This window comes from Aggregatilinea sp., assembly GCF_036822615.1.
Taxonomy (GTDB): domain Bacteria; phylum Chloroflexota; class Anaerolineae; order Aggregatilineales; family Aggregatilineaceae; genus Aggregatilinea.
The window spans coordinates 15112-40353 of record NZ_DAISHJ010000015.1; the positions used below are offsets into that span (position 1 = coordinate 15112).

16 protein-coding genes are annotated in these 25242 nt (G+C 63.2%); all 16 read right to left on the reverse strand.

Annotation, left to right across the window (positions count from 1 at the left end):
• Positions 1-4: 4 nt before the first annotated feature.
• The gene (locus V7116_RS07180) at positions 5-1087 is read right to left on the reverse strand and encodes a glycoside hydrolase family 172 protein (protein WP_324391215.1); all 1083 of its coding nucleotides are present in this window, start codon (positions 1085-1087) and stop codon (positions 5-7) included.
• A gap of 87 nt (positions 1088-1174) precedes the next feature.
• Positions 1175-3244: a beta-galactosidase gene (locus V7116_RS07185; protein ID WP_324391216.1), complete on the reverse strand. Its 2070-nt coding sequence runs from the start codon at positions 3242-3244 to the stop codon at positions 1175-1177.
• Between the two features lie 108 nt (positions 3245-3352).
• Entirely contained in the window at positions 3353-4507 is a 1155-nt protein-coding gene (locus V7116_RS07190) for a uroporphyrinogen decarboxylase family protein (RefSeq protein ID WP_324391217.1), read from the reverse strand.
• Positions 4477-7047, reverse strand: a complete 2571-nt coding sequence (locus V7116_RS07195; RefSeq protein ID WP_324391218.1) for a glycoside hydrolase family 38 C-terminal domain-containing protein — start codon at positions 7045-7047, stop codon at positions 4477-4479. Before V7116_RS07195 ends, V7116_RS07190 begins: the two co-directional genes overlap by 31 nt.
• A gap of 5 nt (positions 7048-7052) precedes the next feature.
• Positions 7053-8696: a carbohydrate ABC transporter permease gene (locus V7116_RS07200; RefSeq protein ID WP_324391219.1), complete on the reverse strand. Its 1644-nt coding sequence runs from the start codon at positions 8694-8696 to the stop codon at positions 7053-7055.
• A 2-nt stretch (positions 8697-8698) separates the two neighbouring features.
• On the reverse strand, positions 8699-9631 hold the full coding sequence (locus V7116_RS07205; protein WP_324391220.1) for a carbohydrate ABC transporter permease: 933 nt from the start codon (positions 9629-9631) through the stop codon (positions 8699-8701).
• A 197-nt stretch (positions 9632-9828) separates the two neighbouring features.
• Positions 9829-11223, reverse strand: coding sequence for an extracellular solute-binding protein (locus V7116_RS07210; RefSeq protein WP_324391221.1), 1395 nt, complete (start codon positions 11221-11223; stop codon positions 9829-9831).
• A gap of 75 nt (positions 11224-11298) precedes the next feature.
• Positions 11299-12324 (reverse strand): LacI family DNA-binding transcriptional regulator, encoded by a 1026-nt coding sequence (locus V7116_RS07215; RefSeq protein WP_324391222.1) that lies wholly within the window; start codon positions 12322-12324, stop codon positions 11299-11301.
• Between the two features lie 239 nt (positions 12325-12563).
• Positions 12564-13556, reverse strand: coding sequence for an NAD-dependent epimerase/dehydratase family protein (locus V7116_RS07220; protein ID WP_324391223.1), 993 nt, complete (start codon positions 13554-13556; stop codon positions 12564-12566).
• Positions 13557-13746: 190 nt separating this feature from the next.
• A complete protein-coding gene (mtnA, locus tag V7116_RS07225; protein ID WP_324391224.1) occupies positions 13747-14862 on the reverse strand; it encodes an S-methyl-5-thioribose-1-phosphate isomerase in 1116 nt (371 codons plus the stop codon).
• A 7-nt stretch (positions 14863-14869) separates the two neighbouring features.
• Positions 14870-16126, reverse strand: a complete 1257-nt coding sequence (mtnK, locus tag V7116_RS07230) for an S-methyl-5-thioribose kinase (protein WP_324391225.1) — start codon at positions 16124-16126, stop codon at positions 14870-14872.
• Positions 16127-16260: 134 nt separating this feature from the next.
• Positions 16261-17217 (reverse strand): ABC transporter permease, encoded by a 957-nt coding sequence (locus V7116_RS07235; RefSeq protein ID WP_324391226.1) that lies wholly within the window; start codon positions 17215-17217, stop codon positions 16261-16263.
• Positions 17218-17288: 71 nt separating this feature from the next.
• Positions 17289-18767 (reverse strand): sugar ABC transporter ATP-binding protein, encoded by a 1479-nt coding sequence (locus tag V7116_RS07240; protein ID WP_324391227.1) that lies wholly within the window; start codon positions 18765-18767, stop codon positions 17289-17291.
• 285 nt (positions 18768-19052) lie between these two features.
• Complete coding sequence (locus V7116_RS07245) at positions 19053-19997, reverse strand: sugar ABC transporter substrate-binding protein (protein ID WP_324391228.1); 945 nt, start codon at positions 19995-19997, stop codon at positions 19053-19055.
• A gap of 390 nt (positions 19998-20387) precedes the next feature.
• A complete protein-coding gene (locus V7116_RS07250) occupies positions 20388-24098 on the reverse strand; it encodes a GAF domain-containing protein (RefSeq protein ID WP_324391229.1) in 3711 nt (1236 codons plus the stop codon).
• 443 nt (positions 24099-24541) lie between these two features.
• Entirely contained in the window at positions 24542-25192 is a 651-nt protein-coding gene (locus tag V7116_RS07255; RefSeq protein ID WP_324391230.1) for a TetR/AcrR family transcriptional regulator, read from the reverse strand.
• Positions 25193-25242: the final 50 nt, after the last annotated feature.

Below are 25242 nucleotides of genomic sequence, written 5' to 3' on the forward strand. Positions count from 1 at the left end.
TGCGCTAGATCACTTCGAGGAAATTGCGCTCCGGCAGCGCGGGGAATGGCGCGTGCGGCTCGGCCTGATACCAGAACGCGGTCGAGGCGATGTCGTCTTGCAGCGGCAGAAAGCGCCCCTCCGACCGCCAGCCGAGCGCCTGGATCGTCACTCGCAGATCCTGCCGGAAGCGGATCGGGTCCATGATGTGCCAGCGGTACATGCCGAAGCGCTGCTGCGCCTGATACAGCCCGTCGGGTGTGATCACCTGCGGCAAGCCGGAATAGGGCGAGCTGAACGCGCCGTACTGCCCCGCCGGGTGCTCGAAGTTCCACGCGCCGCCGAAGTAGTCTTCGGTTCCCGTGCCGCAGATGGTCGGGAACTCGCGGTCACCGTCCATGTAAAACTTGATTTCGCCCTCGCCCCACCAGTTATTGTTGTTCACGCCCCACGCGAGATACGTGCCGACATAGTGGCCCTGGCCCTGCACGCCGTCCAGCAGGGTATGTACGTCCTTGTACGGCAGCGGATTGCTGCGCCGCCACTGCGCGTGGAAGTAGGCCGCATCGTCCGGCACGTCCGTCAGCGTATAGGTGATCTGGTAGTAGAAGCCGAGCACGTCTTCCGGCGCGAGGTTTTCGAGCGTGATCCGCGCGCTGCGGCGGAAGGGCATTTCCCAGTAGCAGTTGAAGCCGCCCGCCGGGTTGACCGCCACCGCCAGCGAGGTCACGTTGCAGCGCACGCTCCACCCGTTGCAGAAGAAGTCGCCCAGCGGCACTTCGACCGAGGGCGTTTCCTCGCCGTCCCAGTAGAAGCGGATCACCAGCTTGCGCCACCACTGCGGCGCGACGGTCAGCCAGATGTGCTGGATCGCGCCCGGCCCTTCGATCTCGGCCAGCGTCACGGTTTCGTGCGCCGCGAGGTGAATCGAGGGCGAGATCTTCCAGCCCTGGCCCAGCTCGCGCGCCGGGCCGGAGCCTGTGCCTTCGGTCGCCATGCCGCCCTGACCGTGCGCCCCGGTGAAGTTTTCCGGGCTGATCGAGCGCGTCTCCGCATTGGACAGGCGCGATAAGTTGCCTAAGCTCATGTTCAAGCCGCTGAACGACATCGAGTGCTCCTTGATGAAAGTGCGGTTTTCATGGTAACGAACCGTTTTTTGCCAGACATCATGATCCGCAGGCGCGCGTGCCAGGGACTAAATCCCCGACCGCGCGGCGGGCACGATCTCGATCACGCTGCCGTCTTTGCCGTGCACGCGCACGACGAACGCCCCCGTCTGCCGCAGCGTGCAGGTGCCCAGCAGATCCCCATCCAGTTCGCGCAGATGATAACTGCCCCACTCGAACAGCGGGGGATGAAGCTGGATCTGCGCGTCCTGATCGGTGTCGCCGTTGTTGATGGCGAACACGATGAACGTGTCGCCCCGGCGGAAGATCGCCGTGCTGATTTCCGGCGAGCGTGCGTAGGCGTAAACCGGCACGCCCAGCCAGCGGTGCACGGCCAGCACCACCGCCGGATCGGGCGCGAGGCCCAGCACGGTGATCGTGCCCTGGCCGCGCCGTTCCTGGTAGCCCACGGTGTACGTCGCGCCGCCCATCAGCTTGAAGTGGATCGCGCTTTCGTCGGCGTGCTCGTCCGGCGCGCGGCGGCGTGTCACGCGGATCGCCTGCCCCGGCACGCTGGCGTAGTGGAAGATCGGCCCCGTGTTCACGCTGGCCGACTCGCGCCCCAGCCGCAGGATCACGTCGCCGCCGTCCAGCACGCCGTCCGGCTGGCACAGGTTGAGTCTGTTCAGCGGCTTGAGCGTCTCGTCCATCACCGGCAGCTTCTGGAAGAACACCAGATGCCCGCCGTCTTCGACGTAATCCAGCAGCCGCGACTGCGCCTCTGCCGACAGCCACTCCCCGCCGGAATAGAACATCAGCGGTTTGGCGATGGTCCCGGTCGCCAGGTCGTAACACTCGTAATCGACCCCGGCATGGTAGACGGCGCTCAGTACGCCATCGTTGAACCCGCCGATCTCCGACGAGCGATCCAGGATATCGAACGCAATGGACGTGTCGGTCAGTTTTTCCAGCGTGGGCGGATCGATCTCGCGGTACAGCGCCACGATGTCCTGCATGGTGTCGAACAGTTCGGGCCGCGTGTGGCCCCATTCGTTGATGGGGGCCATCATCCAGTTGTCGCGGTTCACGATCATGTACCAGTTCCAGCCCGCGATCCCGGCCATCATCGCGGACAGCGCCATGAAGCGGTGGTGGCGTGGCGTCAGCGCCCCGTGGTGGTAGTGCGCGCCGTGCCAGATCCCCGCCTGAAATTCCGGGCTGAACGGCAGCGCGGAATAGGTGCGGGTGTAGCGCATCAGGTGCATAAATTCCTGGTGCTCCCACGTATCGCGCCGGAACTCGTTGACCGCATAGTAGTCCGGCCCGGCAAGGTCGCCCGTCGCTTCGAGCGCGCGCCAGTTCTGCATGCCCTGCCACGGGTACGTGTTGATCGTCAGCGGCACGTCGATGCCCAACCCGCGCACCGTGTCCGCCGTCCACTGCCCGATCCGCGTGGTGTAGTCGTACAGGAAGCGGCGCGTGTCGAGGTAGCGGTTGATATACCCGTGCTGCGTCAGCAGGGGACGCCGCACCGCGCGCGCCGCGTCGAAGTCGGGCAGGGCGCTTTCCCACGCGGCGTTCAGGCGTTCGATGTCGCCCTCGTAGTGGTCGCGCAGAAAGTCGTGGAAGACACCCGGTTTATCGGCCAGCCCCAACTGATCCTCGTAGAAGCGCGGCCATGCATCCGGCTCGTTGTCCGCCTGCCACAGCACGACCGGCCCGCCGTTGGTGGCGAGGTACGGCTGCATGAATTCCGCCACAGCGGCCAGCCACACTTCCGCCGCTGCGAGGAACTTGGGATGCAACCGGTGCAGGCCCGTCACGCGGTCGGGCACGCCCTGGTTGGCCCACTCCGCGTAAATATAGGGGCCGGGCCGCACGATCACCCAGAAGTTCATGCGGGCGGCCAGCTCCAAAAAGCGGGCTACGTTGCGCCGGGCGTCCGGCATGCCGTTGAAATCGAAGTCTCCCCGGCACTGTTCGTGGACTTCCCACGGGACATACGTGCTGACGATATCGAGGCCGAGCTTACGCATCCGGCGGAGACAGCTTCCCCATGCGGTCGGACTGAGACGCCAGTAGTGCATCTCGCCGCTGATGAGCGCCCGCGAGGTGTCTCCGACCCAGAGCCGCTTGCCCGCAAGCTGTACTTCGGACATATAAGACTCTCCGTCCTTCAAGAAAAATAAAGGGGTCGCTGTGCCGCGCCCCTCCGAAAATTGTTTGTATACTGCGGTAGAGGACCGGGCCTCATTATTTTACCCTGTTTACCGGTTCGTGTGGGGCGCCCAGCGGCGGCACTCGTCGATCAATACGGCAAAATGCTCCACCGGGATGTAGTTGGCGACGGTATTGCCCGTGCCCATCGCAAAACGCCCGCCGGGCACGCACGCATCGAGGATGCCGCGCAGATAAGGCCGCAGCGCGTCTTCCGGCAGGGTGACCAGCTTGTCCATGTCCACGCCGCCCAATGTCCCAACGCGGCGCCCGTAGCGCGCCTTGAAGTCCGCCACGGGTAGGATCAGGTCCTGGAACGAGTGGTAAGCGTCGATGCGCACGTCATCGATCAGGTCGTCGATGACACCACTTTTGAACAGGTTGCCGCAACTGTGGATGAAAAACAGCTTGCCGTGCTCGTGTGCCAGTGCCGCGTAGCGCTTGTGCCACGGCAGCACCAGCTCGCGCAGGGTGCTGGCGGCGATGAGCGTCGAGGTTTTGAAGCCCATGTCGTCGGCGTGGAAGATCGCGCCGACCGCCTCGTGCCCGATCACGGCCTGATAGTAGCTCAGCACCTTTTCGCCCCAGCGCTGGAACACGGCGCGTACCAGTTCCGGCTCGTCGTAGAGCATGTATGCCAGCCCCTCGAAGCCGAGCAGGTTTTCGAAGACGTGCTCGAAGAACGTGGTATTGACCGTCAGCTTCATGCCGGGCGGCAGGTGCTTCGCCGCGTACTCGACCGGGCGCGGATCGGGCTGCAGCGCGTCCCACGGGAACGCCTCGAAGTCCTTCCACGACCGGATCAGCCCGAAGCCCTCCTCGACCCAGTGCCGGTCGTCAGCGGCCATTTCCGCCGTATTGTCGGTGACGCGGTGGTGCGGCGAGGGGTGGCCCGGCCACGTCGCCCAGACCGGCGCGCAGTCGTAGCCCAGGTGGTAGTACACTCGCACGACCTGCGCGTAGTAGGGTTCGGGCGGGGTCATTTCGAACCCCCCGCCCAGGCTTTGCCACGTTTCGCCCGCGCTTTCGGTGATGGCCTGCATGATCTCACCGTCCATGCTGGCTTCGGCCAGATGCACGCGGCGCGGTGTTTGCTCGCCGGTCATCACGCGGCGGAACTCATCGAAATCCGGCGTGGGGTGGTCGAGCCACAGGGACTCGACCACGTCGGGCGCTATTCTTCGATCAGATTGCACGGCTTCCATTGCACGTCTCCGTTGTGGCGCGCGATCTTGAAGTTCTTGATCTCGTGCGGGCCGAAGGCGATTTCCTGCACTGGGCCACCGTCCAGGCTGACGCGCGCCGTCACATGCTGCCCGGTGGATTCCGCTAACCGCACGATCAACGCTTCTTCCGTCTCCGCCTTCTTCAGCGCGCCGATCGCAACCGTCGCCGGTTCGACCGCCAGGAACGGGACCGGCTGCGCGGGCGCCGTCGCGGGCAGTGTTGGCGGGTAGAAGGTGTAGAAGCGTTCCAGCGGCTGGTTCAGTTCCAGCGCCGCCGGAATCAGCGCCGCCGCCAGCGTCTCCGCCGATCCGTCCGCGATCAGGCGGAAGCGCGTGTCGATCTGGCCCTGGTCCATGTACGTGTACGGCTTGCCAGTGTCGATGGCCGGACCGCCGGGATCGCCTTCCCAACTGCAGTGCGTCGCGCCCCGGCTCAGGCTGAGGTTCAGCACGCCCGCGTCGGAAACGTCGAAGCCGTTCTGCCCGTTGTTCGCCACGCCGACCGTCAGTGCGGGCGATTCGAGGCGCAGCCAGCGGCTGTAGGGCCACTCGGTCGCATCGGTGGCGCGTTCGGCGCTGCCGTACGGCACTTCGCAGATCGCGCGCGTGCCGGGCAGGTCGAACGGTATTTGCAGCTTGATCATCTTGCGCCGCGCCTGCATATACAGCCGCACGTCGAAGTCGATCTGCGGCAGGTCCGCGTAGAGCGTGACGCGGATCGAGGCGCGCGAGTGCTGCCAGCCCACCAGCCCCTCGACCGTGACGGACACCGGCCCCTGGGCGATGATGCGCAGCGCCGGGCCGGTTTCCCCTTCCACGCCCGCGAAGTCGCCCACTTCTTCCGGCGACAGCGCGGCGAACGGCGCGAACGGCGCGTTATAGGTCGGGCGATTTTCGCCGCCCCAGGCATGTGCCACGTCGTGATTGGCGAACAAACGCACCGGGCCTTGCAGCGCTTCGTGTCCGGTCGCTTTGTGGACCAGCGAGGCCAGCGCTGCCGTATCGCGGTTGAAGCGCGCGATCCACGTCTCCGTCTCGACGGTGATCCCGGCCAGATCCTCGCTGGCGTCCAGCAGCCCGGCGCTGAGGGCGGGCGTGCCCTCGAAGCGCACTTCGTAGCGGCGCGCGGCCAGCGGCGACACGTCCGCCACGAAGCCCACGAACGGCTGCCACGTGCCCTGCTGCAAGACGGTCGATCCGCCGATCTCCTGGTGCGCGATCTGCGCGCCCGTATCGTCGTACAGCGCGAAGGTTTTGCGCTCGGCAGGCGGGAAGTAGTCGCTGAGGAAGTTCAGCCCCACGGCGGATTTCATCGCCGCGCCGTGCGGGTTCAGCACGTAAACCGGGATCGTATTCGGCTGCGGCGTCACGTTGGGCAGCATGGCGTGCTGGCCCTTGAGCGTGATCCGCCTCGCGACGTGCCGCGCGTAGCCGAACATCTCCATCACGCCCGGTACGGCGTCTTCCAGCAGCGAGCCGCACAGCGTATCGTGGAAGGTGTTCAGCAGCACGCGCTTCCACGCCGCGCGCAGATCCTCGGCGGGATACGTCGCGCCCGTGCGCCACCAATCGATCGCGGCCCAACGCTCGGCGGAAGCCAGCATCGCTTCGCTGGCGCGCATCTCGCGCTTGATCGGCGCGACGGAGGTATAACAGCCAGTCAGCGTACGCTGAAGCTCACCCTCGACGACCGGCAGTTCTTCGGTGTACGGCTGCATCCGGTTCAGGAACGCTTCGGGCGTGCTGTGGCGGATCTCGATGTCGCTGTCTTCAAACTCCGCGAACAGCTCTCGGAAGGCTTCCAGATCGCGCCGGGTGGGTCCGCCGCCGTGATCGCCCAATCCCCACGGCACGAGCACGTCCTGGCCCGTCTTGCGCGCGATCTCGATGCCCTGCCGCGCCTGCGTCTGCGCGATGCCGACGCCCGGCGTGCAGTACCAGCCCGCGTCGGGCCGCAGCGCGAGGATCTCGGAGCCGTCCGCGCCGCGCCAGCGGTAGAGCGAGGCGGGCAGATCCATCTGCGAGGCGGTCGGGCGGCAGTGGACGTACAGCGCGAATCCGCTCTGGCGCATCAACTGCGGCAGCCCGTTGGGATGCCCGAACGTGTCGAAGTTATACGCCACGGGCGGGCGCACGCCGAACTTCTCGTCGAAGTAGCGGCGGCCTTCCAGGATCACGCGGGCGAGCGTCTCGCCGCCCGGCAGGTTGCAGTCCGGCTGGAGATACCACCCGCCGCAGATGTTCCAGCGGCCCGCCTGCACGAGCTGTTTGATGCGCTCGAACAGCGGCGGATCGTATTCTTCGACCCACTCATAGAGCAGGCTTTCGTTGTGATTGAACACGAACTCCGGGAAGTCTTCCAACAGCACGGCGGCGGTGTGGAAGGTGGAGATCGCTTCGCGCATGCCTTCGTCCCAGGTCCACATCCACACGGGATCGAGGTGGGCCTGGCACATCAGGTGCACGATCGGGCGATTGGAACGAGCGTCAGAGCGAGAGAGTGATGATTGGTCGGACATTCAGGTTACCCTTTGACGGCCCCCATCGATAGGCCCTGGCGCATATAACGCTGGAGCAGAATGGCGATCACCAGCGGCGGGACCATTGCCAGGAAATAGCCCGCCATCTGCTCGTTGAGCGGAATCGTAGACGTGGTCGTGACCTCGAACAAGTAGACCGAGATCGGCTGAAGCTGGCGCTCGGTCAGCAGGATCAGGTACGGCCACAGGAAGTCTTTCCACATCCCCACGAAGGTCAGGATCGACAGCACGATCAGGATCGGGCGCGACAGCGGCAGCGCGATGTGGCGCAGAATTTGCAGCGCGTTCGCGCCGTCCACTTTGGCCGCGTCGAACAGCTCGCTTGGCAGCGCGTCGAAGAAATTCTTCAACACGAAGATCTGGAACGCGTTCACGCTGCCCGGCAGCCAGATGCCCCAATACGAGCCGAGCAGGCTGACGTGGAAGATCGGCAGGCGCGCCACGGTGACGTACAGCGGGACCATATAGGCGATGCTGGGAATCATCAGCGTGACCAGGAAGCCCAGCATGATGTAACGCCCGCCCTTCGGCTTCAGGCGCGACAGGCTGTACGCGGCCAGCGTCGAAACGCCGATCTGGAAGATCATGCCGGTAACGACGATCACGACCGTGTTTTTGAACAGCCGCAGCACGTCGAAGCGTTCCCACGCGGCCTGATAGGTTTCCCACAGCGGTTCGCTGGGCCACAGCTTCAGCCCGGACGTGTAGATCGCGTTGCTTTCCTTCAGTCCGGCGGTGAACGCGTAGGCGAAGGGGAAGGCGACCGTCACGGCCAGCACCAGCAGCGTGATCATGATCAGGCGGTACATCAGGCGGCCCTGCCACGCTTGCAGCTCCAGCCGCGAAAAGACGCCGCGCTCCCACGACAGCAGCGAGCGGCGCGGGTCGGAGTGTTCCGACGGCGTGGAGATCAGCACGATATTCGTCGCCGCGCCCAGCAGCAGCCCCGTCGCCGGGCCGAACTGCCAGATCCCCAGCCCGAACAGCGCCGCGAACACCGCGACGTAAATGATGCGCCCGGTCCATGTCGAGGTATCCGGTTGGTAGAGCAGCAGCAGCGCCAGCAGCACCAGCGCGGGTACGCCGATCTCCAGCCCGATGATCGACAGCACGTCCGCGACGACGATCACGCCCAGCGCACCGTAGACGCCTTCCGCCATGCGCTCCGGCAGTTTGAATGCCGCCGCGAAGAACAGCGCCACGATGCTGGCGAACAGCAGCCCGGCCTGTACGCCCACCAGGACGTACCCCAGGGCGAAGATCAGCCCCAGCGCGGCGAGATGAAGCGCGGTCCGCTGCGGACCCCACACGTTTGTTTTATCCAGCACGCCGAAGATGGCGGCCAGCGCCGCGCCGAGCACCAGTTCGGGCACGCCCAACACTTCGTAAACCAGTGCGGCCAGCGCCAGCCCGATCATGCCGTACACGGCCCGGCGCACGATCTGCGGCAGCGGGAAGGTGAGGAAGACGAAGCCCATCAGCGCCACAAATCCGGCGGCGGCGTCTCGCCCCAGGAATCCGGCCAGCACGTTGGTGAACCATGCCAGTGCCGCGACGGCCAGCAGGGCCACGATCGCGCCGGTCCACGACTGCGCGCGGCGCATTTGTTTATGCGATACCTGCGCCATGCCTAGGCCTCACTTTCGATGACCCGCGAAATGCGCAGGTATATGGCGGAGAACGCGGCCAGCAGCACGATCAACAGCACGCTCCATGCCGACGCCAGCCCGAACTCGGAGTTCAGGAACGCTTTGCGGTAGAGCGTCAGGACGGGCGTCGTGGCGCTCTGGCCGGGGTAATTTTTCAGCACGAACGGCTCCATGAAGACCTGCGCCACGCCGATGATCTGCAAAATGAGCAGCGTGAGCATGGTGGGCTTGAGGTGCGGCAGCGTGATGCTGCGGATGCGGTCCACCGGGCTGGCCCCGTCGATCTCGGCGGCTTCGTACAGCTCGGTGGGCACGTCTTGCAGCGCGGCGAGGTACAGCAGCATCGTCGAGCCAAAGCCGCCCCACGTCATGACCGCGATCATCGACGGCTTGACCTGTGCGGGGTCTTGAATCCAGCGCTGGAAGTGAAAGCCCAGCTCCATCAGCAGCGTGTTCAAGAAGCCGTTCGGCACGCGGTAAATCTGCTGCCAGACCAGCAGCGCGATCACGCCCGGGATCACGTTGGGCAGAAAATACACCAGCCGGAAGAAGCCTTTCGCCAACCGCATCTCGTTGACCAGAATCGCCACCAGGATCGGGATGAAAAAGCCGATCATCACGCTCAGCCCGGCGAACTCGAAGCTGTTGCGCCACGCGGCCTTAAACACGGGATCGGCCACCATGCGCTCGTAGTTGCGCAGCCCGATCCACTCCGCGCCGCCCTGGTGCAGCTCGTGCAGGCCCACGTTTTGGAAGCTGAGGATCACGCTGCTGGCGATGGGATACCACGCGAACAGGGCGAAGAGGATCAGCGCCGGGAACAGAAACAGGTAGGCCGTGACTTGATCCTCGCCAATACGGAACCGGAATCGCCGCGCAGCGGTGGCATTTTTGGAATTCAGCGCAACATTCACCGCGAGATCCTCACCTTGCAAGCCTGAGCGGTTGGCGGCAGAAGGCAGGCAGTTCCCGCCGGAGCGGTCCCGCCGTGGGCCGCCGACCACTGAAAACTAAGACGGTTGTTCATTGAGTCGGTTGGGATGGTGGGGGCGGCGCCCAGCCGGACACCGCCCCACACCAGCATTGAAGTCGTACGAGATTGGTCGAGCGATTACTCGGCGGGCGCGAGCTGGTCGAGGATACCGGTCTGGAAGGACGCGGCGGCATCGGCCATGAGCTGCGGCACGTCGGCGTTTTCGTCGGTCAGCACGGTCGTCAGCACTTCGCTGATGGCGGTGTAGAAGTCCTGGGCGGCCACAATCGGCTCGGGGACCAGTTCGACTTCGCCAGCGGCGATCGCGTCGTTGAACGCGGCGTAGTTCTCGACCGGCATGGTGACGAAGTCCGCGTCAATCGCGGCAACCTGTGCGGCGAAGTCGCCCACGTACAGGTTGAGCACGGGCGCGCCCTGGCCCGCCTGGGTCGAGTTGAAGATCGCGCGCTCGGCGGCCAGTTCGTCGCTGCTGAACTTGCGCCACAGGTGGAACACGATGGCGGCTTCGGTCTGGTCGGCGTCGGCGGTCGCGTTGATGAAGTACGCTTCACCACCGGTCAGCGAGCGGCGCACACCGTCGGGGCCCGCCGGAACGGGTGCGTAGGCGTACTTGCTCAGGTCGACTTCGGGCATGTTCAGGTTGACCCAGCCCAGGCCGTCGCCGGGGTTCATCGCCATCGCGGTGTTGTCGGCAACCAGTTCCAGGATGGGGTTGATGCTCAGGTCGTAAGGCAGCACGTCGTACGTCCAGCGCAGGTCATACACGAACTGCATCGCGTCCACCGCCGGGCCTTCGCCGAAGGTCGCGGTGTAGGTGCCGTCTTCGTTCTGGACGATGATGTCAGCGCCGAAGCCGTAGGCGATGTTGGTGAAGTGCCAGCCGCCGCCGCCACCGGACATATTCATGGCGAACCCGGCCTTCAGGTTGTCCTGATCGGCCAGCGCGTCGGCCATTTCGGCCAGCTCGGCCCAGGTCTGCGGCGCGTGATCGTAACCGGCGTCCTGCAGCCACTGGACGTTGTAGGCGATGCCCTGCGCGTAGGCGCTGTTCGGGATGCCGTAGATGTTGCCGTCCGCGTCGCTCACGACGCCCAGGACGGACGGGCTGAAGATGTCGGTCAGGCCGTACTGCTCGAAGTAGGGCGTCAGGTCTTGCACGATGCCCTGGCTGATCAGCTTGCCCGGTTCGGTCAGCGGCACGCCGAACAGCGTCGGCAGTTCGCCACCGGCGACCAGCGCGGGGAAGCTTTCCGCGCCGAAGCAGTAGATCAGGGTTTCAACCGTGACGTTGGGATAGAGCGCCTCGAAGCGGGCGATCTGCTCGTCCCACTGCGCGCGCACGTCGGTCTGATCGTCGCCGATGCAGGCCGTCACGCCGATGGTCACGTCGCGCCCTTCGGCGATCTGGTCGGGCAGCGTGATCGGACTGTCGGACTGGCCCATCGCGGGCAGGGCGGCAGCGCCCAGCGCGAGCACGACGAGCAAAATGACAATGGAGCGGAAGGTTTTCATGCAGTGTTCTCCTATAGTTGTCGTAGCCATTAATCTAGTTCCGTGAAAGGTGAGACGTACGTCACTTTTTAACCGCTAGTGCTGACTTCCTTTCCTTGAAGCACCACAGGTTTCACGAACGATAAGCTCAGTGGGCAGAATTTCCTGGTGAGGTTCTTCCAGGCTGCCATCGAGGATGTTGATCAGGGTACGGGTGGCGACGCCGCCCAGGTCTTGAATCGGCTGGTGCACGGTGGTCAGCGCCGGGCTGGAAGTCGCCGCCGAGGGGATGTCGTCGAAGCCGACGATGCCGAGATCGTCCGGCACGCGCCGCCCGCTGTCCTGCGCGGCGCGCAGCGCGCCCAGCGCCATCACGTCGCTGGAGACGAATACCGCGTCAGCGCCACGGTCGATCAGGGTGAGCATAGCCTGATACCCCGCCGCTTCACCGTAGCCGCCCTCCACCACCAGCGCCGGATCGATGAGGCGGCCAGCGGCCTGCATCGCGTCGTAGTAGCCCGCCAGACGATCGCGCGCGGCCAGCAGCGTCTCAGGGCCGGTGATCATGCCGATGCGCTGCCAGTCGAGGTCGATCAGATGCAGCACGGCTTCACGCGCGCCGCCGAAGTTGTCGGTGTTGATGAAGTTGATGCCTTCCACCGGGGGCGGGCCGAGCAGCAGGAACGGGAAATGCGCCTGCGCCAGCCGCTTGACGATCGGGTCGTCGGCCAGGGACGAGATCATGATCAGCCCGTCGAACTGGTCGTTGCTCAAGATGCGGTCGCAGAAGCGCTGTTCTTCCTCGGTGCTGGACCCCATCCACAGCATGACCGCGTAATCGGACTGGCTGGCCTCCACCGTCACACCCTGGATCACGATCGGGTTGTACGGCTCGGTGAAGACGTCCACGATGGGTTGCGGGATGACCAGGCTCAGGATGCGGGTGCGCTGCGTGACCAGTGCGCGGGCGAGGTTGTTGGGGTGGTAGTTGTGCTGCTCGATGATCTTGAGCACGCGCTGCCGGGTGCTTTCTTTGACATCCGGACGGTTGTTGAGCACGCGCGAGACGGTGGAACGGGACACCCCGGCCAGCCGGGCGATATCTTCGAGATCAAGGGTCATGTCTAAATTCTCACAAAAGCTAGTTGCAACCAGAACACCGGGAAACGGGCTAATCAATTTTCGGGATCGTTCCCGGGAGCGATCCCGAAATCAGAATACAACAGATTCGATCCGAATGTCAATACCATTCAACCGGTTTTGAACCACCGTGCCGGAATGAGCTGGAAGCCTGCCGCAGAATCAAATCGGGCCGGAGCACTGTTGTGTGTTCCGGCCCGTGAATGTATCGAACGAGGGGATTAACCGGGATACCAGATCACGCGCGGATCGTCCGGCGCGCGCTGATAGTCCCACGCGGCGTCGATCAGGCGCGGCAGGTCGTAAACGGGCCGCCAGCCGAGCAGAAATTTGGCCTTCGTGTTATCGAGCCAGTTGGAATGATAGGGCGTGACGATATCCACCGAGGGCACGTCCCGCGTCTGCGCGAGGTAGTCCGCCACGGCGCGGTAGTTGACCGGCTCGTCCATGCAGATGTTGAACGTCTGCTGGCGCGCGGCGGGATGGTCGATGGCGATCAGGATCGCGTTGACCAGATCCTCGACGTGCACGAAGTTGCGCAGCACGGGCTGCCCATCGGGATCGAGCATGACGGGGATCGTGCCGGTGCGCACGTACTCGGCGGCGCGCTCCGGCCCGACGAGGTCGCACCAGCGCGGACCGCCGAACACGTCTTCCCCGAACGACAGTTGGTATTTGAAGTCGTCTTTTTCCATGATCCACGGCGCGCGCAGGCAGCAGCCGTTAAGGTCGACCTGCGTGTAATACTGCTCCAGCATGACCTCTTCGAGCACCTTCGACAGCGCGTAACAGCCGGGATAGGGCGTGTGCGGCTGCGCCTCCGTGACCGGGCCGGGATGCGCGTAGACGAAGTGGCCCACCGCCGCGTCGCCGCCGATCAGGATGAACTGCTCGAAGCTCGGGCTGGTGCGGGCCGCTTCCAGCAGCCAGAACAGCCCCTTGATCGCCACGTCCATAATCGTGTCGGGCGTTTCCTTGCTCGTGGCGAGGTGCAGCACGTGCGTCACGTCCTGCATGGCGAGATCGACCACGGCGCGATCCGCGATGGAGCCGCGCACGACTTCGAGGCGGTCCTCTGCGGGCAGCGTGCGGTTATGGCACAGGGCGCGCACGGTGAAGCGCTCGTAGGCCGGATCGTCCAGCAGGCGGCGGATGGCCGTTTGCCCGACCTTGCCCGTCGCGCCGGTGACGAGGATACGTTGGGTGCTGGTCATGAGTAGCCCCCTTTTGGGAAGAAGAAGAGGCAGGGCAGGTTACAAACCTGCCCCTACAACAGCGACTCTATGAACAACGCGAATATCGCAAACAGCGGATTCTGTAGGTGCGGGTTTCAAACCCACCCTTTTTGCCTTTAGATGTCCGCGTTCAAAGACAAACCCGCGTCGCGCCATCCGCAAAATGGCCCTATTTCCGCTTTTCTGGGTACAGCCCGAACACGCCCTCTTCAGTCGCCGCGCAGATGCCGCGCTCGGTGATCAGGCCCGTCACGAGCCGCGCGGGCGTCACGTCGAAGCCGTAGTTTTTGGCCGTGGCCCCTTCCGGCGTGATGCGCACCGTGACGACCTCGCCGTCGTGTACGCCGTCCATGTAGATCACCTCGGTCGCGTCGCGCTCCTCGATCGGGGTGCCGTGCACGCCGTCGCGCGTTTCCCAGTCGAAGGTCGAGGACGGCAGCGCGACGTAAAACGGCACGCCGTTGTCGTTCGCGGCCAGGGCCTTGAGATACGTGCCGATCTTGTTAGCCACGTCGCCCGTATAGGTCGTGCGATCCGTGCCGGTGATGACCAGATCGACCAGCCCGTGCTGCATCAGGTGGCCGCCGACGTTGTCCGCGATGATGTCGAACGGCACGCCGTGCTGCCCCAGTTCCCATGCCGTCAGGCGCGCGCCCTGGTTGCGCGGGCGCGTTTCGTCTACCCACACGTGCACCGGGATGCCCTTGTCGTGCGCCGCATAGATCGGCGCGGTCGCCGTGCCATAGTCCACGAAGGCCAGCCAGCCCGCGTTGCAGTGCGTCAGCACGTTGACCGGCTTGCCGCCCTTGCGCTTGCTGATCTCTTCGATCAGGCTGACGCCGTGCTCCCCGATGCGGCGGCAGTAGTCGGCGTCCTCGTCCGCGATGGCGGTCGCCGTTTGCTGCGCGATGTCGATCATCGCTTCGATGCCCTGTACGCCTTCGACGGCGGCCAGCGTGCGCTCTACAGCCCACGCGAGGTTGATCGCCGTGGGCCGCGTGGCCTTGAGCTGTTCGCCCGCCGCGCGCAGCGAGACCAGGAACGCCTCGCGGCTGTCGCGCGGGGCATTGAGCGCCGCGATGTACATGCCATAGCCCGCCGTCGCGCCGATCAGGCCCGCGCCGCGCACGATCATGGCTTTGATGGCATGCGCCACTTCATCGACCGTGGTCAGGTCGAGGACTTCGAACTTGAACGGCAGGATCGACTGGTCGATGATCTGCACCACGCGCGGGTCGTCTTCTTTGAGCCAGATCGTGCGGTAATGCTTGCCGTGTACGTTCATGCGGTTATTACGCCTTTGCTGCGGGCCAGGGGACGACCGGCTCGCACGCCGTCGCCACTTCCACGAGGTCCTCGATGGTGCGCAGGCTTTCGCGCTCGAAGATCAGCGCCTGCCCGATGTTCAGTGCGAGGCTGGCCGCCACCGTGCGGTCGTGCACGTCCTCGATGCCGCGAATGTCCGCCACGCCCGCCAGTCCGATCACGCGGCGCATCATCTTGCATGCGCCCAGCCCGGCGGCGTCGTGCAGCAGCCGCAGCATATAGTCTTCCTGGTAGCCCTGCGGCATGTTGATCGGATCGACCTGATCCCACACGTGGCGCTGGAATTCGCGCGTGAACACGTGCCACAGGTCGATGATCGTGCCGGTCAGGTAGGCGCGGAAGTCGGCGCGGGCGTCGGGATCCGGCGTGCGGACCTCGTGCGCGGCGTAGTTCAGCAGCAGGTTGCCGATCACCGCGCCCAGGTCGAAGCCCATCGGCCCGTAGAAGGCGAATTCGGGATCGATCACATACGTTTCCTGCTGGTTGATCATGATCGAGCCGGTGTGCAGGTCACCGTGCACCAGCGCCTGCGCCTGCGTCATGAACTTCTCTTTCATCTTCGCCACTTCGACGCGCAGCGCCTCGTCCGCTTGCAGCGCGAGCACCTGCGGTTCGAGTTCGGCGTGATAGGCGTTGCGCTCAGTCTTGCGGTACGGCTCGGTGAAGACGAGGTCTTCTGTGATCTTGCACAGCTCGGGGTTGATGAAGCGTTTGACCATTTCCTTCTTGGTGCGGTAATCCAGCACCAGATCGGAGGTCATGCCGAGCGTCTTCGCCAGGAACAGCCCGATGTGCTCCGCGAAGTGCGGGTACTTGATGCCCTCGCTCAGTCCCTTGCGCATGATGACGTGGTGATTCAGATTTTGCATGGCGAAGAGGTACATCTCGGCGTCGTAGAAGTACACTTTCGGCGTATGCTCCGGCACGAGGTCGTACTCGACCTTGAGCGCTTCCGCTTCGATGCGCGCGCGGTCCACGGGCAGCGGCCAGTCGCCGCCCACCAGCCGCAGATAGGGCAGCGCCTGCTTGATGATGACCGTGCGCTCAGGATCGGCTTTGGCCCACACCTTGAACACGAGGTTCAGGTTGCCATCGCCCACTTCGTCGGCGATCAGCTCGTCGTCCGCGCGGAAGACGGTGCTCAGTTCGGGCCGCTGCTTGACGTAGTCGAGGATTGTGGCGGAATCAAACGGGTGGTAATTCGGTGAAATCTCGTCGTTCATCACCTTACAACAGCTCCTTAAACGATAGGGCGACCCCTCCGATCAACGCGGCGAGGTCGCGGGTCAAAACAATAAGTGGCCCATCCCGTGATCGTGGGGGCGGTTGGAGGCGCCCCCACGTCAGTAAGTATGCTTTAGATCGTCTTATCGCGCTCGGCGCGGCCCGCGAAGACCGTGTTGACCATCAGCGCGCCCAGCAGCACCGCCCCGGTGATGAACTCTTTGAGGTAAATGTCGATGCTGGGGATGTTGTCCAGGCCGTTGCGCAGCGTGCCGTAAATCAGCAGGCCGATCAGCGTTTGCAGCATGCCGCCGCGCCCGCCCATCAGTGACGTACCGCCCAGGACGACGCCGCCGATGGTGTCCATCAGGAAGCTCTCGGTCGCGTCCGGTTGGGCGCTGTGCAGACGGCCCATGCTCACGATGCCCGCCAGTCCCGCGAAGAAGCCGGAAATGGTCATCACCACGACCAGCACCATCGAGGTGTTTACCCCGGCCAGCCGCGCCGCGGGTTTGCTGGCGCCAGTCATGTAGACGTAGCGCCCGAAGCGTGTATACCTCAGGATGAAATACCCGACCGCGAGACACGCCAGCGCTACCAGCACGATCACCGGCAGGCCGTCCTTGCCGCCGATGCGGTGGCTGCCCAGGTACGCCGACCACTCGGACACGCTGGTGATCACGCGGCCCTTGCTGATGTACGTCACCAGCCCGGATGCGATCAACTGCATGGCGAGTGTGGTCATAAACGTCGGAATGCGGAACCGCGCGCTGGTGAGGCCGCTGATCAGTCCGGCGATGGTGGCCGCGCCCACTCCGGCCAGCATCGGGATCGGCTCCTGGTAGTCCAGGTTGGCGAACAGATGCGCCGAGATCATGGCGGACAGCGCCGCGAGCGCCGCGATGCTCAGGTCGATTTCACCCAAAAGCAGCACGAATGTCATGCCGCTGGCGAACACGCCCAGCGTAGACACCTGGATCAGAATGTTGCGCAGATTGACCGCACGCATGAAGCTGTCGGACGCGAGGCCGAAAAACACAAACAGCGCGATCAGCGTCCAGACCTGGGCCAGCGCCGTAAAACGCCGCATCCATACGGACGATCCTGAAAACGCCTTTAAGCGATCCAGCAGTGAGACTTTTGTCGGACTGGTTGCAGTGTTCATAGTAACCTCATCAAAGTATCTTTATCCAGGTTGCGGTTTTCCATCCGCGCGACGATTTTTCCGTGCGACATCACGACGACCCGATCCGTGACCGCCAGGATCGTTTCCGGCTCCGACGAGACGACCAGCACCCCATACCCTTCGTCGCGGAACTGGCGCAGAATGGACATCACTTCGCTTTTTGCCCCAACGTCCATCCCGCGTGTCGGCTCGCTCATAATGAACACTTTGGGCGGGAAGGGCAGCCAGCGCGCGATGGCGACTTTTTGCTGGTTGCCGCCGCTCAGTTTGCCAACCGGGTTGACCGGATCGGGCGGCTGTACGTTCACCTTTTTGAGCGCGGGCACGGCGGCGGCAAGCTCCTGCCTCCGCTGCGGGATCACCCGCCCGATGCGCTCCAGGTGCGGCATGGTGACGTTGCGATAGATCGGCTCCAGCAGCAGGCTCTTGCGCCGGGATTCCGTCGCATAAGCCAGCCCATTGCGGATCGCGTAGCGTGCCGAGTGATTGCGTGGGAATGGTTTGCCTGCCAGTGTGATCGTGCCGCTGTCGAACTTGTACAGCCCGAACAGCGCGCGCGCCAGGTCGAAGTGGCCCGCGCCGATGGCCCCGTAGAGGCCCACGATTTCGCCCTTGCCCACCGACAGGTCGATGTTGGTGAACACGTCAGCGTTCAGATCCTGCACTTGGAGCAGGTGTTCCGTCGGCTGGCTGATGCTGTCGGGCGTATGCAGAATCTGCCCGACCTCGCGCCCCAGGATCAGCGAGATCAGCTTGTCCATCGAGGCGTCTTTGCGTTCCAGCGTGGCGATCTTACTGCCGTTGCGCAGCACGGTAATCCGGTCCGCGACGCGCAGCACTTCTTCGAGGAAGTGCGAGATGTAAATGATGCTGCGTTTCTGCTGGCGCAGCGTATCGACCAGCCCCATCAACTGCTCGACTTCGGCAGGCGACAGCGCCGAGGTCGGTTCGTCCATGATCAGCACGCGCGCGCCAGACATGATCGTACGCAGCACTTCCACGACCTGCTGTGTGCCCAGCGAGTACAGTTCCAGCGGCAGCGAGGGGTCGAGGTCGAAGCCCAGCGTATGAAGCTGTTCCTGCGCGACGCGGCGCATTTTTCCCCAGTCAATTGCGCCCAGACGGGTGACCGGCTGGCGGCCCAGGAACAGGTTTTCCGCCACAGACAGCGGCGGAATCGTGCTCAGCTCCTGGTGAATCATGCCGATCCCGTGTTCGAGCGCCGCCCCCGGCGTGTGGAGGTGGATCTCCTTGCCGTCGAGGGTATAGGTTCCCTCATAGTCGGTGTAGATGCCCGCGAGGATGCGCATCAGAGTGCTTTTGCCCGCGCCGTTTTCGCCGACCAGGGCGTGCACTTCGCCTTCCCGCAGGTCGAAATCGACATGATCGAGGGCCTGGATGGTGCGGAAGTTTTTGGAGATATTTTTGAGTTCAAGAATAGGTGTTTCGCTCACTGCACCACTCTTTCAACTCTTTATATAAATAAACACCAACTAGGATCGATGGCGCTAACGGTACAACTGGAATCCGGGACCGAATCCCGCTGCCACTTGTGCCGTCCCACTCTGAAGGTGATTGCGGTGACTTCGTTACGAAGCGTGCTTGGGGGCGGCTGAAGTGGGTGTCGTATCTATGCCCGTAGGCGGCGGCCAAAATCCATTCGGATGAAATAATGCCCGGGTACGCTTAAAAAAAGGAGGCGGCGGCCAGGCTGACCACCGCCTCGCGTTCGCTTAAACTTAGAACAGGTACTGGGTCTCAGCCCACAGAATACCGTCTGTGGCGCTCAGGCCGTAGTTACGCAGCTTCCACGGCTCGTCCGCCAGATCGGGGTTCGAGTCGATGTCCGCGAAGATCGCCGGACCGTCCGCCAGAATGTAGAACGGCATTTCCGCCTTGGCCTGATCCAGGCCGACGGTGGCTGCCCACGCGCCCGCCAGGACTGCCCAACTGTGGATGCGGTTGGCCGAGTTGCGAGCGGTCGCCACCAGGCGGCCATCGCGCACGGCTTCCACCGCGGGCGGCATGGCGTCCACGCCACCGACGAGCACCTGGTCGCCCAGGCCCGCGTTCTCAACGATCTGCCGTGCGGCCAGCGCCATGTCGTCGTTGTCCGCGAAGATCGCCTTCAGATCGGGGTGACGGTTGAGGACCGATTCGGTCAGGTCTGCCGCGCGGGTGACGTCCCAGTCGGCAGGCTGATCGTCCACGACTTCGATATCGGGGTACTTGTTCACGAGATTGAAGAAGCCCTGGCCGCGTGCCTGCGCGCCGGTGTGGCCCGGCTGGCCGCCGATGTGCGCGATCTTGCCCGCGCCTTCCATCTTGTCGATCAGGCGCTGGACGACCGATTCCGCCATGAACACGTTATCGGGGGCGATGAAGGCCAGCACGCCCAGGTCCTGCAGGTCCTGGAGCGGAGCGATCAGCGTGTCCATGTCGATGACCGGCACGCCCGACTCCGTCAGGGTCTGGATCGGCTCGATCAACGTGCCAATCGCGCCCGGCTGGACGGCCACGAAGTCCCATTCCTGTGTCACGAGCTGGTCGAACTTGGCGCGCTGCGCCTGGGGGTCGAACTCACCGTCGAACCAGGTGATCTCGACACCGAGCAGCCCGGCCATCCACCGCGCCGCTTCTTCACCCTGAGCATTCCACGTCCCGGCCAGGCCTGCGCTGGACATAGCAGCCTTCAGCGGCTGATCCTGGGCATGTGCGCGACGATATTCGATGAAGGGAAGATAGTTTGCGAGGGCAAATCCAGAGCTTAAAACGAGGCTGTTCTTAAGAAAACTGCGCCGGTTCAGGGTGGACATTTTTCTGCTCCTCTATAATTAAACATGAAGAATATTTCCGTGTGATGGTGTAACGCGCGCTGGCAAGTAATGTGTTCCATTAGCCGGTCTGCCGTCGCATGTGAACGCTCACAATGTTACACATCAAATTCATGATAGGCTGAATTAGGGGGGATGTCAAGAAACCGGGAACGCCCCTGACAGCGCCCTGAGATGGGCGTTGAGACGAGCTTCCGGTTGTCCGAGTTGATGTATTCGTATGCGCTACCGGGTGTGGCCTCAGTCGCAGTTGGGATTGGCGATGCGCGGCAGCGCCACCGTTACGGTCGTTCCGCTCCCGTTCTCGCTTGTTAGCTCGATCGAGCCGTCGAGCAAGGTCACCAGCTTTTTGACGACGGTCAGCCCCACCCCGGTTCCCTCATAGGAGACGGCATTGCTGGCGCGGTAGAAGACTTCCCAGACGAGGTTCTGCTCCTCCAGCGGGATGCCGATGCCCTCGTCGCGGATCTCGATCGTGACGTCGTGGTCGCTGGCACTCAAAGCTATCGTGATGGGAGTATTGGCCGGAGAGAACTTATCGGCGTTAGTCAGCAGGCTCCTGATGATCTGCTGCACCAGCCGTTCGTCGCTGCACATCGACAGCGGCGCGTGCGTGCTCGAAAGCTCAATGTGCCGGGGTACATCGAGCGTATGGTTGACCGCTGCGATCACGCTCTGGGTGATGTCGATCAGGTCGTAGCGGTTTGCGGCGATCTTTTGTTCGGTGTTGCTGAACTGGTGGAACGTGAGCACGTCGCCCACGAGATGCGTCATGCGCTTGATGCCGTTTTGCATCTGCTCGATTTCTTCGAGTTTTTCTTCCGGCGACAGCCGGTCCCCATATCGCAGCAGCAGGTCCGCCGATGTTTGCATGAGCGACAGCGATGTCCGCAGCTCGTGGGACGAGACCGTCACCAGCCGCGACATCGCCTCGTTGAGTTCCGTTTCGCGCTGAAGGGTCTGGTGCAGGTGCGCTTCCATCTGCTTGCGCAAACTGATGTCGCGGAAGCTGCACACGACCCGCGAGACGCTGCCGTCAAGATCGATGATCGGGGACAGCGCGAGGTCCGCCTGGCAGGTCGAGCCTTCGCTCACGACCATATCGATTTCAAGCCGCCCGGGCACTCTGCCTTCAATAACCGCCTTTAGCGCTTCGGACAGGACGCCGCGTTGGCTGGGCGCAATCAGGTCGGTGATGGGGATGTTCGGGCCGGAAAGGCGGCTCAGGAACCGCAGCGCCGCCGTATTGTTGTGACGCACGAATCCGGCGGGCGAAACGAGCAGGATCGCATCGCTGCTGCTGTTGAGGATCGCCTCCATTTCCTCTTTTTTACGATGCAAATCCAGCGTGCGCCGCTGCACGCGCGATTCCAGTTCTTCGGCGTGCAGGCTCACCTGGGCGAAAAGCTGCGCGTTCTGGATGGCAAGGGCCGCCTCGTCGGCAAACACTTGCAGCCGCTCGCTGTGCTTCTGGGTGTAGAAATTCGGTTGGAAGCTGTCGAGATTGATGAAGCCGATGACCTGCTCGCCGATCTGGATCGGGGCGCTGGCGTAGGATCGGATCGGGTACAGAATGCCCGGCAGCGTCTTCCAGATCTCCGAATGCATGGTGTCGGGGATGATCATGGGCCGGTGTGTTTGGGCCATCTGCTCCAGGTTGCCTGTGCCATAAACAGGCAGGCGCAGGTGGTTGAACGCGTCCACGATATCTGCCGTATAGCCGTGCCAGTACGCGATTTGTACGTAGCCGTCCTCGATGAGCATGATGTTGGCCGCGTCGGAAGGCACGACGCTTTCCACGGATTCGAGGATCTTGTGCATCACGTCGTCGAGATCGAGCGTGCTGTTGAGCGTCGCGGCAACCTGCCGCAGCGCTTCGACCAGGGCGCGACCTTCGCGTTCGGCGGTATACAACTGGGCGTTATGGATGGCGGTCGCCGCTTCTTCAGCGAAGATCTGCAGCGGCTCGATCTGTCGTTCGTTGAAAAAGTTGGGCGTATAGCCGTCCAGGTTGATGAACCCGAGCGTTTCGCCGTTGACCTGGATCGGCGTGCTCAGGTACGAGCGCACGCGGCTGAACTCGACCGGCACATCTTCCCATTCCGGTATCTCGGTGGTGTCCGCGATGAGCATTGGTGTGCTCGTGCGCATCATCTCGGCCAGGGTCGTTTTCCCTGTCACAGCCAGTGACACATCAGAGAGTCTGGAATGAATTTCGGGGGCGTAGCCGCGTCCATGAACGATCCTGGCGTGATCGCCTTCAAGCAGCATGATGTTGGCCGTGTCGTAGGGCGTGATCTTTTCCAGCAGTTCCAGGATGGAGTGTAGCACTTCGTTCAAATCGAGCGTGCTGTTGAGCTTTGTCGCAATCTCGCGCAGCGCTTCAACCAGAAGGTGCCCCTCACGCTCGGCGTTATAGAGAGTCGCATTTCTGGCCGCGATGGCAACCTGATCGGCGAACGCCTGCAAACGCTCGGCGTGCACGCTGTCGAAAATGCCCGGCGTGGCGCTGTCCACGTTCAGCAGCCCGATTACGTCTTCCCCGGCGCAGATCGGGACGATCATGTGCGACCGGATCCAATCGAGGTTGGGCCGGAGCACCCATCCGGGATCGGTTCGAGTATCCCCGATGTACTGGGTCTGGCGGGTGGTGATGGCCTTATACATATGGGGAAGCTGGTCGATCTCGAAGGAGATGCCCGCCAGCGTGTCGGTGGAGCTGTCTTCGTTGCGCTGGATGCTGCGCACGACGCGCGCGATCCCGCCCTCGATCAGCATGATGTTGGCCGAGTCGAGGGGCACCACCCGCTGCACGTTAGCCAGCAGCCGGTCGAAGATGATGTCCAGGTCGAACGTGCTGGACAGCAGCACGTTTGCGTCGCGCAGGGCTTCCGCCAGCACGCGCTGTTCCTGCTCCTGTTCTTTTGCAAGGATGTGTTCGGTGTTGTCGCGCAGCGTGCCTTCGAGCAGCACGGGCGACACGCCGGGCTCGGTGAGGATGCGCAGGCGCTGTGTCATCCAGATGATCGCCCCGTCTTTGCGTTGCACGCGGAACGAGTCGAACGCCGTGGCGTCCCCGCTCAGGATGGCCGCCGTGATCTTGATGCGATCGTCCGGCAGTGTGCGCTGAAAGAGCAGGTGCGGGTTTTCGATCCACTCCTCAGGCGTGAACCCGGTGAGCGTGGTGACGGCGGAGTTTACGTATTCGATGTGGATGTCGCTGTCGATCCGCGCGCGGAAAATGACGTCCGGCGAGGATTCGATAATCTGGTGGTAATCAATTGCGCCAGCCGGTGTGTTTTGCGCCGGTTGGACCGCCGGTGCGCCCATATCGTCGGCGCTGTCCGGTGCGGGCGTGTGGGTTTCCGGGGATGCTTCCACCTGTACCGGGGCGAACAGACCGGTTTCGTGTAAGGGGATCGCGGGCGGCTCCAGTGTCAGGTCGGTTGGCGCGGATTCCCCCGAGGCGGTTGGCGTGGGCAGGGCGTGGGCCGCGAGAAGATCCGTCCGCGCGGCATGGTAGCGGCAGCGGGCCATGCTGGTCACCAGCGCATGACGCAGCTTGGCGAAGGTGACGTCCTGCCTGGAAAGCACTTCGTCCGCGCCCAGTGCGATCGCCAGCAGTCCGGCGGCTTCGTCGTTTGTGGCGCTCAGCACGACCAGTGCGGCATCCGGCCAGGTGAGCCGCGTTTGAACGATCACCGTGCGTACCGCTTCCGTCAGGATGTCCAGAGAGAGTATGACGGCGGCGACTGGCTTTCCCGCCGTCAGCGTTCGCGCCGCGCGGATAGAGTCGGCGGCATCGACGTGCAGGGTTGAACCTTCCAGCTTTTGGAGATGCTCTAACAGGCGTGCGCGCTCTGCGACGTCAACGGCGATGATGAGAATGCGCGTTTGGTTGCTTGCGGTGGTTTGCCCCTGGGTGTTCTGAAGGCGGTTCGGTTGGGTCATGCGCCTGACACTTTCGGCACTACGCCTTAACGAAGGAACGGGCGACAAAGAAAGGTGCTATCCCAATAAAGCGGATGATGGCGCTCGGCGTATGTTGTAAGGAAAGTGCAGCTCGTACAGAGGTCCGTCTTTCAACCGAGATCTTTCGTATGATAATGCCAGTTTATCAGAGGAAAATGGTTTTAAAATAAAACGGAAATAAATATGTCGAAATGAATTGTTAGGAGTTTAATCATTTCGCCCTATATTGTAAGTTTGTAGGTAAGGGGGCAAGTGGAATCGAACGCCAAAGCGTGTTATGCGCTTTTAGAGCGAGAAAACAGGTTCCCGCCTCACTCGTTATCTGGAGATCCGTAGGGGCGGGGCTTGCACCGCGCGTTATTTCCCGGGGTTCCCGCGCAACAGGGCTGCGTGGGGGAAGGGGGGCTGCAAGTGCTAACGCGCTAGCCCGATTCCTGCCCGCGACGGTCCGGCAGCGGTAGGAGTCCGCTGAAGATCAGCTTTGCGATCTCTTCCGTAAGCCGGTCGGGATTGGCCCACAACGTTTGGATGTTTTCGTCGCCCAGCAGCGCCATGACTTCCAGCCCCAACCCTAGCGCGCCCAGCAAACTCACCAGGATCGGCACATTGGCCACGTCGATCTGTCCGCGTTCTGCGCGCAGTTGGAAGTGTTCTTCCAGGTCGCGCATGGCCGGGATCATGATCTGCTGGCGATACCGCTCGCGCAGATCGGGCGTGCTGAGGATCTCCGGTAAGACGGCGTGCAAAAACGCCTGCTGTTCCTGAAGGATCGAGAATCGCTGGCTGATCAGGGTGACAAACGCCTGCCGTGCATCGACGTCCAGCATCCGGTCATAGAGTTCTAGCCGCCCCCGCAGATCGGCTAGCCGGTCGATCAGGCTCAACAGCAGATCGTCCTTGCTCTCGAAGTAGTTGTAGATCGTGCCTTCGGCCACGTCCGCCGCCTCGGCGATCTCTTTCGTCGTTGCACGATGAAACCCTTTTTCCGCGAAGACTTTCGCCGCGGCTTCCAGAATTTCCGCTTTACGTTTAGCCGCGCGCCGTTCCTGGCGCGTGAGCGATTTCGAATCCATGAGCGCAACCTCCCAGATGGCTTGTGTTTTTGTGTGTTTTAAAATACTAT

Excerpts from the sequence above, each read along its gene's own strand:
- V7116_RS07190 (WP_324391217.1), bottom strand. The coding sequence starts at position 4,507 with ATGGAAGCCGTGCAATCTGATCGAAGAATAGCGCCCGACGTGGTCGAG.
- V7116_RS07255 (WP_324391230.1), bottom strand. The coding sequence starts at position 25,192 with ATGGATTCGAAATCGCTCACGCGCCAGGAACGGCGCGCGGCTAAACGT.
- V7116_RS07215 (WP_324391222.1), bottom strand. The coding sequence starts at position 12,324 with ATGACCCTTGATCTCGAAGATATCGCCCGGCTGGCCGGGGTGTCCCGT.
- V7116_RS07180 (WP_324391215.1), bottom strand. The coding sequence starts at position 1,087 with ATGTCGTTCAGCGGCTTGAACATGAGCTTAGGCAACTTATCGCGCCTG.
- V7116_RS07210 (WP_324391221.1), bottom strand. The coding sequence starts at position 11,223 with ATGAAAACCTTCCGCTCCATTGTCATTTTGCTCGTCGTGCTCGCGCTG.
- V7116_RS07245 (WP_324391228.1), bottom strand. The coding sequence starts at position 19,997 with ATGTCCAGCGCAGGCCTGGCCGGGACGTGGAATGCTCAGGGTGAAGAA.
- V7116_RS07200 (WP_324391219.1), bottom strand. The coding sequence starts at position 8,696 with ATGGCGCAGGTATCGCATAAACAAATGCGCCGCGCGCAGTCGTGGACC.
- mtnA (WP_324391224.1), bottom strand. The coding sequence starts at position 14,862 with ATGAACGTACACGGCAAGCATTACCGCACGATCTGGCTCAAAGAAGAC.
- V7116_RS07195 (WP_324391218.1), bottom strand. The coding sequence starts at position 7,047 with ATGTCCGACCAATCATCACTCTCTCGCTCTGACGCTCGTTCCAATCGC.
- V7116_RS07235 (WP_324391226.1), bottom strand. The coding sequence starts at position 17,217 with ATGCGGCGTTTTACGGCGCTGGCCCAGGTCTGGACGCTGATCGCGCTG.
- V7116_RS07185 (WP_324391216.1), bottom strand. The coding sequence starts at position 3,244 with ATGTCCGAAGTACAGCTTGCGGGCAAGCGGCTCTGGGTCGGAGACACC.
- V7116_RS07250 (WP_324391229.1), bottom strand. The coding sequence starts at position 24,098 with ATGACCCAACCGAACCGCCTTCAGAACACCCAGGGGCAAACCACCGCA.
- V7116_RS07220 (WP_324391223.1), bottom strand. The coding sequence starts at position 13,556 with ATGACCAGCACCCAACGTATCCTCGTCACCGGCGCGACGGGCAAGGTC.
- mtnK (WP_324391225.1), bottom strand. The coding sequence starts at position 16,126 with ATGAACGACGAGATTTCACCGAATTACCACCCGTTTGATTCCGCCACA.